Origin of the sequence: Streptomyces sp. NPDC000404 (assembly GCF_040300365.1) — a bacterium.
GTDB lineage: Bacteria > Actinomycetota > Actinomycetes > Streptomycetales > Streptomycetaceae > Streptomyces > Streptomyces ramulosus.
In genome coordinates this window covers 67524-80667 of the sequence record NZ_JBEPDN010000011.1, presented here as the reverse complement: position 1 = coordinate 80667, position 13144 = coordinate 67524, and the positions used below count along the sequence as shown (strand labels likewise).

Annotated in this window: 11 protein-coding genes; 2 read left to right on the top strand and 9 right to left on the bottom strand. The window is 73.4% G+C overall.

Annotated features, from left to right (window positions below; translation table 11 throughout):
* Positions 1-148 precede the first annotated feature (148 nt).
* The 6 genes from ABT345_RS21755 to ABT345_RS21730 all read right to left on the bottom strand — a co-directional run bounded on the left by ABT345_RS21755 (position 149) and on the right by ABT345_RS21730 (position 6795).
* A complete protein-coding gene (locus ABT345_RS21755) occupies positions 149-1831 on the bottom strand; it encodes a beta-N-acetylhexosaminidase (RefSeq protein WP_345084869.1) in 1683 nt (560 codons plus the stop codon).
* An 11-nt stretch (positions 1832-1842) separates the two neighbouring features.
* Positions 1843-2727, bottom strand: a complete 885-nt coding sequence (locus ABT345_RS21750; RefSeq protein ID WP_345085154.1) for a carbohydrate ABC transporter permease — start codon at positions 2725-2727, stop codon at positions 1843-1845.
* A gap of 35 nt (positions 2728-2762) precedes the next feature.
* On the bottom strand, positions 2763-3728 hold the full coding sequence (locus ABT345_RS21745) for a carbohydrate ABC transporter permease (RefSeq protein WP_345084872.1): 966 nt from the start codon (positions 3726-3728) through the stop codon (positions 2763-2765).
* Positions 3725-5023: an extracellular solute-binding protein gene (locus ABT345_RS21740; protein ID WP_345084875.1), complete on the bottom strand. Its 1299-nt coding sequence runs from the start codon at positions 5021-5023 to the stop codon at positions 3725-3727. Before ABT345_RS21740 ends, ABT345_RS21745 begins: the two co-directional genes overlap by 4 nt.
* A 301-nt stretch (positions 5024-5324) precedes the next feature.
* A complete protein-coding gene (locus ABT345_RS21735; protein ID WP_345084878.1) occupies positions 5325-5627 on the bottom strand; it encodes a DUF3039 domain-containing protein in 303 nt (100 codons plus the stop codon).
* A complete protein-coding gene (locus tag ABT345_RS21730; RefSeq protein ID WP_345084881.1) occupies positions 5614-6795 on the bottom strand; it encodes an MFS transporter in 1182 nt (393 codons plus the stop codon). The genes ABT345_RS21735 and ABT345_RS21730 overlap by 14 nt, the downstream gene beginning before the upstream one ends.
* Positions 6796-7014: 219 nt before the next feature.
* On the opposite strand from ABT345_RS21730, the gene ABT345_RS21725 reads away from it, so the two are divergent.
* Complete coding sequence (locus tag ABT345_RS21725) at positions 7015-8121, top strand: LysR family transcriptional regulator (protein ID WP_345084884.1); 1107 nt, start codon at positions 7015-7017, stop codon at positions 8119-8121.
* A 60-nt stretch (positions 8122-8181) separates the two neighbouring features.
* On the opposite strand, the gene ABT345_RS21720 is transcribed toward ABT345_RS21725, so the two are convergent.
* Positions 8182-8856: a YqgE/AlgH family protein gene (locus tag ABT345_RS21720; protein ID WP_345084887.1), complete on the bottom strand. Its 675-nt coding sequence runs from the start codon at positions 8854-8856 to the stop codon at positions 8182-8184.
* Between the two features lie 296 nt (positions 8857-9152).
* Here ABT345_RS21720 and murA point away from each other — a divergent pair, with 296 nt between their 5' ends.
* Entirely contained in the window at positions 9153-10499 is a 1347-nt protein-coding gene (gene murA, locus ABT345_RS21715) for a UDP-N-acetylglucosamine 1-carboxyvinyltransferase (RefSeq protein ID WP_345084890.1), read from the top strand.
* Positions 10500-10796: 297 nt separating this feature from the next.
* Here murA and ABT345_RS21710 read toward each other — a convergent pair whose 3' ends face one another.
* The gene (locus ABT345_RS21710; RefSeq protein ID WP_004951951.1) at positions 10797-11078 is read right to left on the bottom strand and encodes an HU family DNA-binding protein; all 282 of its coding nucleotides are present in this window, start codon (positions 11076-11078) and stop codon (positions 10797-10799) included.
* A gap of 350 nt (positions 11079-11428) precedes the next feature.
* Entirely contained in the window at positions 11429-12862 is a 1434-nt protein-coding gene (locus ABT345_RS21705; RefSeq protein ID WP_345084895.1) for an NAD-dependent malic enzyme, read from the bottom strand.
* Between the last annotated feature and the right edge of the window lie 282 nt (positions 12863-13144).

The following is a 13144-nucleotide window of genomic DNA, read 5'->3' as shown; positions in this document are numbered from 1 at the left end:
GAACGGTGCGCTGGTCCGGTTTCGTCCGCCGCCGCGGGCCCGTACGGCGGCGGTGGCGCGGGTCCTGACGGGTGCACCGGGGCGCCCGCGGCCCCCGGGACCGGCCGGTCGTCCGGCCCCGGGACGGGCGCTCCGTTCGTACGGCGGCTCACACGTTCGGGGGCGGCCCGTCGATCGGGCGTCCGAGCAGGCCGGGGCGCATCTGCCAGGGATGGGGGCCGCCGGGCGGGCGGTAGGCGACGCCGAGCGCGTCGAGCCGGGGGTAGTGGGCGGTCATCCGGCGGGTGAATTCCTGGTAGTCGCGGTCCGCCGGCGCGGGCAGCTCGGACCAGGCGACCTCGGCGAGCGCCACCAGCCGCGGGAAGACCTGGTAGTCGCGGCGCTCCTGACTGTCCATGACCTCGGTCCAGACGTTGGCCTGGGTGCCGAGGACCCGCTGCGCCTCGGTTTCCGTGAGGGCGTCGGGGACGGGTTCGAAGCGGTAGACGTCCTCCAGGGTGCGGACGAAGCCGATCGGCACCGGCTCGTTCGGCCCGGCGTCCTGCCGGTGGTCCAGATAGACCTGCTGTTCGGGGCACATGACGACGTCGTGGCCGGCGCGGGCGGCGGCGACGCCCCCGGCGTAGCCGCGCCAGGACGAGACCGCGGCGCCCTCGGGGAGGCCGCCCTCCAGGATCTCGTCCCAGCCGATGAGGCAGCGGCCGCGGTCGGCGAGCCAGCGGGCGAAGTGGCCGAGGAACCAGCTCTGCAGGCCGTCCTCGCCGTCGACGCCCAGCTCGGCGATGCGCTTCTGCGCGGTGTCGGACGCCTTCCACTGCTCCTTGGGGCACTCGTCGCCGCCGAGGTGGACGTAGCGCGACGGGAACAGCTCCAGGACCTCCTCCAGCACCTCCTCGTAGAAGCGGATGGCGTTGTCGGTGGGGGCGAGTACGTTCGGGTTGATGCCCCAGGTGTCCCAGACGGTGAGGGAGGTCGTGTCGATGACGTCGGTGTTGCCGAGTTCCGGATACGCGGCGATGGCCGCCTGCGAGTGGCCGGGGATATCGATCTCCGGGACGACGGTGATGTGGTGGCGCGCGGCGTAGGCCACGATCTCGCGCAGGTCGTCCTTGGTGTAGTGGCCGCCGTGCGGGATGTCGCTCCACAGCGGGGAGGCGCGGTGGCCGAGTTTGGTGCGGGCGCGCCAGGCGCCGGTGCGGGTGAGTTCGGGGTGGCGGTCGATGGGCACCCGCCAGCCCTGGTCGTCGGTCAGGTGCAGATGCAGGACGTTGAGCTTGTGGGCGGCGAGCAGGTCGATCCAGCGCAGGACGCCGTCCTTGGGGGTGAAGTGCCGGGCGACGTCGAGCATCATGCCGCGCCAGCCGAAGCGCGGGGCGTCCTCGATCCGCAGCGGCGGCAGTGACCGGGCGCGGGTGCCCGGGGTGACGGGCGCGCGCCGGAAGACGTCCGCGCCGTCGGCGGCGAGGAGCTGACGCAGCGTCTGGGCGCCCCAGAAGACTCCGGCGGGGCCGCCGCCGTCGAGGGCGAGGAGGGAGCCGTCGGCGGTGAGGCGGTAGCCCTCGGGTCCCAGGCGGCGTGCGGTGTCCGGGTCGGTGCGCAGCCGGATGCGGGTGCGGCAGCCGTCGTGGTGCGGGGGCAGCGGCAGCGCGGTGGCGGCGCCGAGGGCGGTGCGCAGCCAGTGGGCGGTGTCCTCGGTGCCGGGTCCGGCGTCGATGCCGGTGGCCGCGTCGAGGACGAACGCGTCGCCGTCCGGGAGGGCCGCGGCGCGGAGCGGAAGCGGAATGACGGCGTGGTCGGGGGTGCCGGGGTGTCCGATGGGGTGGGGGTGCATGTCGTGGCCCTTCAGTCCTTCACCGCGCCGCCGAGGCCGGAGACCAGTCGGCGCTGTACGAGTACGAAGAAGACGAGGACGGGGAGGGTCATCACGGTCGACGCGGCCATGATGCCGCCCCAGTCGTTCTCGTCGGGCTTGAAGAAGACGAGCAGCGCCATCGGCAGGGTGGAGTTCTCGGTGGCGCTGATCAGGAACGACTTGGCGAACAGGAAGTCGTTCCAGGTGGAGATGAAGGAGAAGACGCTGGTGGCGACGAGTCCGGGGAGGACGAGCGGGAAGAGGATCCGCCACAGGAAGCGGGCCCGGCTCGCGCCGTCCAGGGATGCGGCCTCCTCCAGGCTCTCGGGGACGGCCCGGACGAAGCCGCGCAGCATCCAGATGGCGAACGGCAGCGAGAAGGCGAGGTGCGGCAGGATCAGCGAGCCCAGGGTGTTCAGGCCGATGCCGGGCACGGCGGTGCCGAGGTCGCGCAGGAGGAAGAAGAGCGGGATGGTCAGCGCCTCGACGGGCACCGTCTGCGCGATCAGAAACATGATCAGCAGCGTGGTGCGGAAGCGGAAGCGGAACCGTGTCACGGCGGTGGCGGCGAGGAAGGCGATCAGCGCGGAGGCGACGACCACCGTCCCGGCGACGAGCAGGCTGTTGAGGAAGTAGCGGCCGAAGTCCTGCTGCTGGAAGACGCGCCGGAAGGCGTCGAGGGAGGGCGCGAGCGTCCAGGGCCGCGGCGCGTCCGACTGCACCTCGGCGTCGGGTTTGAAGGCGGAGAGGACCATCCAGTAGAGGGGGAAGGCGACGACGGCCGCGATCAGCAGCGTCCCGGCCTCGGCGGCGAGCCGCCAGGGCCGGCGCGGGCCGCGGCCCTTCCGGGCCCGGGCCGCCGGCCCGCCGGCCACCCCGCCCGTGCCGGTCTCCCGGGTGCGCGGTTCGCTCACAGCTCCTCCCCCTGGCGGCGCAGCAGCCGCAGATAGACGAGGGTCACGCCGAGCAGGAGCAGCAGCATGACGACGCCGATCGCCGCGCCGAGGCTGTACTGCGAGGAGGCGAAGGCCCGTTGGTAGGCGTAGACGTTGAGGACGAGGTTCTGCCGGGCGACGCCGCCGCCGTCCGTCATCACATAGATCTGCGTGAACAGCTTGAAGTCCCAGATCACCGACTGGAGCGTGACGACGACGAGGATCGGCCGCAGCATCGGTGCGAGGACGCTGCGCCAGATCCGCCACGCGGAGGCGCCGTCCAGGGCCGCGGCCTCCACGATCTCGGCGGGGACGGCGCGGATCCCGGCGTAGACGGTGATCATGACGAACGGGAAGGAGCACCAGACGACTTCGAGGAGGACGAGCGCGAAGGCGGTGTAGCGGTCGTACGTCCAGGAGAAGTCGGCGAAGCCGCTCAGCCCGAGGGCGGTCAGCACCTTGTTGACGGGGCCGAAGTCGGGGTCGAAGAGGAAGAGCCAGACGGTGGAGCCGGTGATGGCGGGCGTGGCCCAGGCGCCGAGCCCGGCGAGCATCAGCGCGAGCCGGGGCAGCGCCCGGACCCGGGTGAGCAGGACGGCGAGGGCGCAGCCGGTGGCGAGGGTGGCGAGGACGCAGGCGGCGGCGAAGACCACGGTGGCGAGCAGGACCGACCAGAACTCGCCGTCGCCGAAGAGCGTGGCGTAGTTGCCCAGCCCCTGGAAGCTGGTCGGCTGACCGCCGCTGACCTGCGCCTGGGTGTATTCGAGGAACGAGATCAGGCCGAGCTGGTAGATCGGGTAGACCAGCAGCGCGCCGAGGACGGCGAGCGCCGGGGCGAGGTAGAGCCAGGGGGTCCAGCCGCCGTGGCGCCGGGCCGGGTCGCGCGGCGCGGCACGGGGGCGGACGCGGGCGGCGCGGGGGCCGCTGCGGAGGGCGGTCACTTCCGGAAGGCCCCGTCCATGGCGCGGGCCGCCTCATCGGCCGCCGCGTCGACGCTCTTCCGGCCGCTGATGATCTGCTGGTACATCGTGGGCAGCACCAGCGAGGCGTCCACGGTGGCCCAGCCGGGCGTGACGGGCACGAACTCCGCCCCGGCGTCGAGGGTGTCGACGAACGGCTTGACGTAGGGCTGCCGCCGCGCGGCCGCGGCGCGGACGTCGGTGAAGGTCGGCAGGAAACCCATCGCGTCGAAGAGCCCGCGCTGCGCCTCCTTTCCGGCCAGCCGCTTCATCAGGTCGACGGCGAGGGTGCGGTGGGAGGTGCTGCGCAGCACGCCGATGTTGTTGCCGCCCGCGAACGCCGGGGCGATCTCGCCCTTCTTCCGGCCGGGCAACGGGACGACGGCGTACTTCCCCTTGACCTTGCCGGCTTCGACGGCGCGGTGGTTGAAGTCGCCGCCGATGGCCATCCCGGCGCGGCCGGCGGCGAAGGCGGTGACGGTGTCGTTGCCGTTCATCCCGGCGCACTTGGCGGCCGGGCAGTTGTCGTCGCCGAAGAGGCCGGTGTACGCGGCGATGCCCTTCCTGGCCGCCGGGGTGGTGAGGGCCGCGGTGTAGGCGCCGCCCTTCTCGGTGGCGAGGGCGCCGCCGGCCGACCAGAGGAACGGCAGCGCGCCGTAGGTGTACGCGCCGCCGACGGCGAGTCCGTACAGGTCGGGGTGGGCCGCCCGGATCTTCCGGGCGGCGGCGGCCATCTCGTCCTGGGTGGCCGGGGGTTGGAGGTGGAGTTCCTTGAAGAGGTCGGTGCGGTAGTAGAGCGCGCGGGCGCCGACGAAGAGCGGGGCGCCGTAGACCTTTCCGGCCACGGTCACGCCCTGCTTCGCGGTGGCGTCGGTGTCCTTCGCCTCGGGCCAGGCGTCGAACTCCTCGGTCACATCGGCGAGTCCGCCGTCCGCGACGTATCCGGCGGTGTCGGTGTTGCCGTACTCGATGACATCGGGCGCGCCGGACGGGTCGTTGAAGGCGGCCTTGACGCGCTGAGCGCGGGTGTCGACGGGGATGTAGTCGACGGTGACCTTCACGCCCTTGTGCGCGGCGGTGAAATCGGCGACGGCCTGCCGGACCACCTTCTCCTTGGGGGCGTTGCCGACCTCCCGGAAGAGCCAGACCCGCAGCGTGCCGGTCCGGGAGTCGCCTCCGGCGGCGCCGCCCGAGGTGGCCGGGGCGCAGGCCGTGGCGGTGAGGGCGGTCAGAACGAGCGCCGCTCCGGCGGCGGCCAGACGGGCGGAGAGGTGCATGACGGGACCTCCAAGAGTGTTGCAACATACGCAACGAGCGTTTCGCAGTGCACAACTCAGAGGAGATTAAGCGGCGTTGCCCGGTCGGACAAGGGTTCGCCAGAGGTCTCCACCAGTCGGTACGGACGGGCCCCGGGCGGCCGGAACCCCCGGGCACGGCGAAGGGCCCGGGTTCACGGAGAACCCGGGCCCTTCGCCACGTACCGCTGGTGCGGACCGTCCTCGTACGGCGGTCCGCACCCCGGCGACCACGCCGGACGGCCGGCGGCGCCGCGCCGGGTCGCCCCGGCCGGCGGCACGGCTACTTCTTGCCGTCGCCGTCCTTGCCGCCCTTGCCCTTGTCGCCACCGGCGCCCATGGACTCGTAGATCTCCTTGCACATGGGACAGACCGGGTACTTCTTCGGGTCGCGGCCCGGCACCCAGACCTTGCCGCAGAGCGCCACGACGGGGGTGCCGTCGAGCGCGCTCGCCATGATCTTGTCCTTCTGGACGTAATGGGCGAAACGCTCGTGATCGCCGTCACCGTTCGACACCTGCGGCGTCGGCTCTACGAGGGTTCCCGTTCCTGCCCCGCGCTCGGGCTCGGGCTCAAGAGTGCTCATACCTGCCAAGGGTACCCAGGCTCCCGGCGTGTCGTGAGCGCCGGGCGCTCACCAGGTGAAGGGCCAGACCGGCGGCCGCCACACCGGCCGCCGCCCACGGCAGCGCGGCCGGTGCGAGCCCCGCGGACAGCGCGAGGCCGCCGAGCGCCGAGCCGACCGCGGAGCCCAGGTAGAGCGCCGAGTTGTTGAGCGCCAGGGCGACCGTGCCGCGCTCCGCGCTCAGCTCCAGCAGCCGGTGCTGCTGCGGCACCTGGAACGCCCACCCGGCCGCCCCCCAGGCGACCAGCAGCGCCGCCGCCGCGGGCAGCGCGACCGGCGCGGCCGCCGGCAGCAGCGCCTGCGCCGCGACGATCACCAAGAGCAGCCCGCCGGCCAGCGCCCGCACCCGCCCCGTACGGTCCACCAGCGGCCCGGCGGCCACGCTGCCCAGCACCCCGCCGGCGCCCCACGCCCACAGGTACGGCGTGACCTCGCGGACGCCGCCGGCCGCGGCGAGCACCGGCGCCAGATAGGTGTAGAGCCCGAGGCTGGCGACGGCCGCGAGGAACGACACCCCGACGACGGGCGCCACCGCGCGGTCGGCGAGCGCGGTCAGGCGGGCGCGCAGCGGCACCGCGGGCCCGGCCGGCACCGGCGGCAACAGCGCGGCCAGACCGGTGAGCGCCAGCGCGCCCAAGGCGGTGACCAGCCACATCGTGGCGCGCCAGCCGGCGCGCTCGGCGAGCAGTACGCCCAGCGGCACGCCGAGCACGGTGCCGGTGCTCATCCCGCCCATCACCAGCGCCAGCGCCCGGCCCCGCCGCTCGGGCCCCGCCAGCGCGGCGGCGGCCGCCGTGGCGAGCGCCGCGTAGACCCCGGCCCCGGCGCCGGCGACGATCCGCGCCCCGAGCAACGTGCCCAGGGTCGGGGCCAGCGCGGTCAGGGCGTTGCCGAGCGTGAAGAGCGCCAGCGCGGCGAGGATCAGGGCGCGCGGCCGCACCCCGGCGAGCAACCCGGCGACCAGCGGCGCGGCAAGCGCGTAGGCGAGGGTGAACGCCGTCACCAGCTGCCCGGCGAGCGCCACCCGGGTGCCGGTGTCCGCGGCGATCACCGGGAGCAGCCCGGCCATCACATAGGCGTCCAGGCCGAGGGTGAACGCCCCCAGCATCAGCAGTCCCACTTTGCGCACCGCGCTCAACTCCCCTGTCCTGCCGGGGTGTTGATCCCCGGAACGGACCGGCCACGGACGGGCCGGCCGCCGGCGCCGGGCGCCGACCGGGGAAACGTAGGCACTCTCCGGATAGCCGGGGAAATGCCCGCGGGCGGTTATTTATGCTGGTGCGGCATAAGAGGCGCGCGGACGGCACGGCGCCCGCGCGGACCGCGGCGAAGGCAGGAGAGCGACAGGATGACCGGCCCCACCGAGCACCCGCCCGCCACCCGTCAGGACGCCGCGGGCCGGGAGGCCACGGCAGACCGGGAAGCCACCGCGGCCCCGGAGCCCACCGCGGAGGCCGGACCCGGCGCACCCCCGGAGTCCCGGCCCGCCGACGCCGCGCCCGCCCCCGGCGCCCTCGACGCGCTCGGCGCCCTCGACGGGTGCGCCGGGATCGAGCTGCGGCATCTGCGGGGGTTCCTCGCGGTCGCCGAGGAGCGCAGTTTCACCTACGCCGCGGCCCGGCTGCGGATCGGGCAGCCCGCGCTGACCCGCACCGTCCGCGCCCTCGAAACGGCGCTCGGCGTCCGGCTGCTGGACCGCACGACGCGCCGGGTGGAACTGACCGCCGCGGGCCGCGGACTCCACGCCGACCTGGCGCCCCTGCTGCCCCGGCTGGCCGCCGCTCTGCGGGCCCCCGCGCGGGCCACCCCGCTGCGGCTCGGCTTCACCTCCCTGCTGCCCACCGCCTGCACCGAACTGAACGCCCGCTTCACGGCCGCCACCGGCACCGGCGTACGCCTCGTCCGGCGGGACGCGCCGCTCGCCGGGCTGGAGAGCGGGGAGGCCGATGTCGTCGTGGTCCGCGGCGCGCTCCCGCGCGGCGCCGCGGTCCGCACCGCGGTGCTGCTGCACGAGCCCCGGGTCGCCGCACTGGCCCGCACCGCCGCGCCCGGCGCGACGGGCCCCGGGAGCGACGCCGACACGGAGGCGCTGCGGGCCCTCGCCCGGCGCCGGGTGCTCGACTGGACGGAGCTGGCCGGACTGCCGCTGGTGGTCAACACCGTCACCGGCTCCACCGGACCGCAGCTGTGGCCCGAGGGCCGGCGGCCCCGCCTGGCCTGCACCGCCGGGAACGTCGACGAATGGCTGGAGGCGGTCGCCGCGGGCCATGGCGTCGGGGTGGCCCCCGAATCCCTCGCCCGGCGCCACACCCACCCCGGCATCCGCTACGTACGCCTGAAGAACGCCCCGCCGGTCACCGTCCGGCTGGCCGTCCCCGAACGCGGCGCCCATCCTTTGGCGGACCGCTTCCTCGCACTGGCCCAACCGGGCGGCGAACCGGAGCCGACGGACTGACGGCGAGGCGGGCGGACGGGCGAGGCGGGCGGACGGGCGAGGGCCGCCGGGCCCGGCGGCTCAGTTCAGCGACGGGTCGTCCGGATAGGTGGCCACCATCGCGAGTTCGTTGCGCTGGCGGCGCAGCACCGCGCGCCACAGGCGTTCGGGGTCGGGGGACGAGACGTCGCCCGGCTCGGACTCGACGACGTACCAGGCGCCGTCGTTCAGCTCGTCCTCCAGCTGGCCCGGGCCCCAGCCCGCGTACCCCGCGAAGATACGCAGGCTGCCCAGGACGGTGGCGAGCAGCTCCGGCGGGGTCTCCAGGTCGACCAGGCCGATCGCGCCGTGCACCCGCCGCCACCCGAGCGGCTCCTCGCCCGGCGCGCCGCCGTGCCGGGCGTCGTCCGGCCGCGGCCCGGCGGCGGCGGTGCCGCCCGGGCCGGGCCGCACGCCGCTCTCCAGGATGGGCACGTCGTCGTCCCCGGCGAGCCCGCCCGGGACGACCGCCACGCCGAGCGCGGAGTCCAGCGACACCGGGCCGCCCTGGAAGACCACTCCGGGCTCGCCCGCGAGCGCCGCCCAGGGCGCGAGGATGTCGCCGACGCCCACCGGGGTGGGGCGGTTGAGGACCACGCCGAGGGAGCCCTCCTCGTCGTGATCGAGGAGCAGCACCACCGCGCGGTCGAAGTTCGGGTCGGCGAGCGCGGGCGTCGCGACGAGCAGCCGGCCTGTGAGCGAGGACACCTCGGTCATGGCGACATGATCCCGCACTTCGGGCCGGAGCGGGGAGTCAATGCCCACACCTGTACGAGTGCAGGGCAGGGCGTACGGCGGCAGCACCGGCGCACACCACCCACCCCAGATGCCGCATTCAGGACAAAGAGCCCTGTATTCGGCCAACTGGCGATTACAGAACAAGAAATGATCGTAGCCGAGCGTGTTGTGACAAAGCCCTTACAGTCCGGAAGCCCGCTCGTGCCGTCTGACACCCCCTCCGCCCCCCTTACCATTTCTGCTTGGCCCTGCCCGTCTCCAGGAACGCGAGATCCATGACCGTCTCTACTGACGACGTACTCCTTGTCCACGGCGGCACCCCGCTGGAGGGCGAGATCCGGGTTCGCGGTGCGAAGAACCTCGTACCCAAGGCCATGGTGGCGGCCCTGCTCGGCAGCGGCCCCAGCCGGCTGCGCAACGTTCCCGACATCCGTGACGTCCGCGTGGTGCGCGGCCTGCTCCAGCTGCACGGCGTCACCGTGCGGCCGGGCGAGGAGGCCGGCGAGCTGATCCTCGACCCGTCGCACGTGGAGAGCGCCAACGTCGCGGACATCGACGCGCACGCGGGCTCCTCGCGCATCCCGATCCTCTTCTGCGGCCCGCTGCTGCACCGCCTCGGCCACGCCTTCATCCCGGGCCTGGGCGGCTGCGACATCGGCGGCCGTCCGGTCGACTTCCACTTCGACGTCCTGCGGCAGTTCGGCGCGACGATCGAGAAGCGCGCCGACGGGCAGTACCTGGAGGCCCCGCAGCGGCTGCGCGGCACCAAGATCCGGCTGCCGTACCCGTCGGTCGGCTCGACCGAGCAGGTGCTGCTGACCGCCGTGCTGGCCGAGGGTGTCACCGAGCTGTCGAACGCCGCGGTCGAGCCGGAGATCGAGGACCTGATCTGCGTCCTGCAGAAGATGGGCGCGATCATCTCGATGGACACCGACCGGACCATCCGGATCACCGGTGTCGACAAGCTCGACGGCTACACCCACCGCGCCCTCCCGGACCGCCTGGAGGCCGCCTCCTGGGCGTCCGCGGCGCTGGCCACCGAGGGCAACATCTACGTCCGCGGCGCGCAGCAGCGGTCGATGATGACCTTCCTGAACACCTTCCGGAAGGTCGGCGGCGCCTTCGAGATCGACGACGAGGGCATCCGCTTCTGGCACCCGGGCGGTTCGCTGGACGCCATCGCGCTGGAGACCGACGTCCACCCCGGCTTCCAGACCGACTGGCAGCAGCCGCTGGTCGTGGCGCTGACCCAGGCGTCGGGCCTGTCGATCGTCCACGAGACGGTCTACGAGTCCCGGCTCGGCTTCACCTCCGCGCTCAACCAGATGGGCGCCCACATCCAGCTCTACCGGGAGTGCCTGGGCGGCTCCGCCTGCCGCTTCGGGCAGCGCAACTTCCTGCACTCCGCGGTCGTCTCCGGACCGACCAAGCTCCAGGGCGCCGACCTGGTCATCCCCGACCTGCGCGGCGGCTTCTCGTACCTGATCGCGGCGCTCGCCGCCCAGGGCACGTCCCGGGTGCACGGCATCGACCTGATCAACCGCGGCTACGAGAACTTCATGGACAAGCTCGTCAGCCTCGGCGCCAAGGTCGAGCTGCCGAACGGCGACCCGCGGGACTGACCCCGCCGCACCGCGACACGAAGGCCGCCCCCGCTCCCGTACGGAGCGGGGGCGGCCTTTTGCCTTGCGTACGGCCCCTGTTCGCCCCGCTGACGGCGCCCGGCCACCGGCCCGTCCCCTTTCACCGGAGGCGGCCCGTCCGGTCCGCAGCGGGGCGCCTGCGGGCGCGCACGGACGCCCGCGGCCGCCCGGCGCACCACGGGGAGCGCATACGGGCCGGCGACGCGCCCCGCGGACACGACGAAGGGCGGCCGCCCCGGGGAGGGGGCGGCCGCCCTTGAGGCCGTGCTGAGGGGCTTACTTGCCCTTCGCGGCTTCCTTGAGCTTGGAGCCCGCGGAGACCTTCACGCTGTAGCCGGCGGCGATCTGGATCGGCTCGCCGGTCTGCGGGTTGCGAGCGGTGCGAGCGGCACGGTGGGTGCGCTCGAAGGTCAGGAAGCCGGGGATGGTGACCTTCTCGTCGCCCTTGGCGACGACCTCACCGACGGTCTCGGCGAGGGCGGCCAGAACGGCGTCGGCGTCCTTGCGGGTCACCTCGGCACGATCGGCCAGAGCGGCCACCAGCTCACTGCGGTTCATTTTTGTACTCCCGTGTTCTTCTTGCCAATGGGCGTGCCCTGCGGCCGAGCCGCATATCAGGCACAGCGAAGCCGATGCTGCCAGGGCCCTCGGACAGTCCCCGGACCCGGGTCTGCTGCCAGACCCTCGCGCCCGGTTACGCATCCTGCCCCCACCTGCGGCGGTAAAGCCAATCCGGCACCCTGGCGGGTCACACGGAAAGCGTCAGCGCCACGGTCGGCGTGACCTTCCGCACCCGTAACCGCTCGGAGCCCGCCACGCGCGGTGGCCGGCCGATTGCCGTCCGCCACCCTAGGGGCCACCCGGCGCGGCCCGTCCGCGACGCGCCGTGCCGAGGGCCCCGCGGGGCGTCAGAGCGCCGTGGCGGCCGTCACAGCCGCGTCCCCGGCCTTCGCCGCGTCCTTCACCGCACCGGCCACCGCGCCCGCGACCTTGTCGTTGAAGACGCTCGGGATGATGTAGTTCGGGTTGACCTCGTCCTCCTGGACGACGTCCGCGAGGGCGCGGGCGGCGGCCAGCATCATCTCGGTGTTCACCGTACGGGACTGGGCGTCCAGCAGACCGCGGAAGACGCCCGGGAAGACCAGCACGTTGTTGATCTGGTTGGGGAAGTCGGAGCGGCCGGTGGCGACGACGGCGGCGGTCTGCCGGGCGATGGCCGGGTCGACCTCCGGGTCGGGGTTGGCCAGCGCGAAGACGATCGCGCCGTCGGCCATCTTCGCGACGTCGTCGCCGTCCAGGACGTTCGGGGCGGAGACGCCGATGAAGACGTCCGCGCCGACGACGGCGTCCTTGAGGGTGCCGGTGACGCCGTCCGGGTTGGTGTTGTCGGCGATCCAGCGCAGCGGGGAGTCCGGGTCGGCGGAGACCAGGTCCTCGCGGCCCGCGTCGACGACGCCGTGGATGTCGGCGACGACGGCGTGCTTGACCCCGGCGGCGATCAGCAGCTTGAGGATGGCGGTACCGGCGGCGCCGGCGCCGGACATGACGACGCGGACGTCCTCGATGTTCTTGCCGACCACGCGCAGCGCGTTGGTCAGGGCGGCGAGCACGACGATGGCGGTGCCGTGCTGGTCGTCGTGGAAGACCGGGATGTCCAGGGCCTCGCGCAGCCGCGCCTCGATCTCGAAGCAGCGGGGCGCGGAGATGTCCTCCAGGTTGATGCCCGCGAAGCCCGGCGCGATGGCCTTGACGATCTCCACGATGGCGTCGGAGTCCTGGGTGTCCAGGCAGATCGGCCAGGCGTCGATGCCGGCGAAACGCTTGAACAGGGCCGCCTTGCCCTCCATGACCGGCAGCGCGGCCTTGGGGCCGATGTTGCCGAGGCCGAGGACGGCGGAGCCGTCGGTGACCACCGCGACGCTGTTGCGCTTGATGGTCAGGCGGCGGGCGTCCTCGGGGTTGTCCGCGATGGCCTGGCAGACGCGGGCGACGCCGGGCGTGTAGACCATGGAGAGGTCGTCACGGTTGCGGATGGGGTGCTTCGACGACATCTCGATCTTGCCGCCGAGGTGCATCAGGAACGTACGGTCGGAGACCTTGCCGAGCGAGACGCCCTCGATACCGCGCAGCTTGCCGACGATCTCGTCGGCGTGGGCGGTGGACGTCGCGGCGATGGTGACGTCGATCCGGAGTTTTTCGTGGCCGGAGGCGGTCACGTCGAGGCCGGTGACCGACCCGCCGGAGGACTCCACGGCCGTGGTGAGCTGGCTGACGGCGGTGCCGCTCGCGGGAACTTCCAGTCGCACCGTCATCGAATACGAGACGCTAGGCGCCGTTGCCATGGCCGACTTCCTCTGCTTTCCCTTGTTTCCCATGCGCTGTCCCAGGAGCTCGGATGCCCTGCGCATCGTCCGATCGTCCCACCTACCGGCCGGTACACGGTAACCAGCCCCACTTTACGGAAAGACTCTTCCACCATACGAGAGGGTGCGGGCGGGTGAAAGCCCTGGCGGGCGGGCGCCCGCGGGGAGCGGTGCGGCGTATGTCACGCGCCGGGAGCGGCCCGGGGAACGCCGAAGGGCGCCCCTCCCGGAGGAGGAGCGCCCTTCGTCTGTCTGAGACAC

Excerpts from the sequence above, each read along its gene's own strand:
- murA (WP_345084890.1), top strand. The coding sequence starts at position 9,153 with ATGACCGTCTCTACTGACGACGTACTCCTTGTCCACGGCGGCACCCCG.
- ABT345_RS21705 (WP_345084895.1), bottom strand. The coding sequence starts at position 12,862 with ATGGCAACGGCGCCTAGCGTCTCGTATTCGATGACGGTGCGACTGGAA.
- ABT345_RS21725 (WP_345084884.1), top strand. The coding sequence starts at position 7,015 with ATGACCGGCCCCACCGAGCACCCGCCCGCCACCCGTCAGGACGCCGCG.
- ABT345_RS21735 (WP_345084878.1), bottom strand. The coding sequence starts at position 5,627 with ATGAGCACTCTTGAGCCCGAGCCCGAGCGCGGGGCAGGAACGGGAACC.
- ABT345_RS21720 (WP_345084887.1), bottom strand. The coding sequence starts at position 8,856 with ATGACCGAGGTGTCCTCGCTCACAGGCCGGCTGCTCGTCGCGACGCCC.
- ABT345_RS21755 (WP_345084869.1), bottom strand. The coding sequence starts at position 1,831 with ATGCACCCCCACCCCATCGGACACCCCGGCACCCCCGACCACGCCGTC.
- ABT345_RS21710 (WP_004951951.1), bottom strand. The coding sequence starts at position 11,078 with ATGAACCGCAGTGAGCTGGTGGCCGCTCTGGCCGATCGTGCCGAGGTG.
- ABT345_RS21740 (WP_345084875.1), bottom strand. The coding sequence starts at position 5,023 with ATGCACCTCTCCGCCCGTCTGGCCGCCGCCGGAGCGGCGCTCGTTCTG.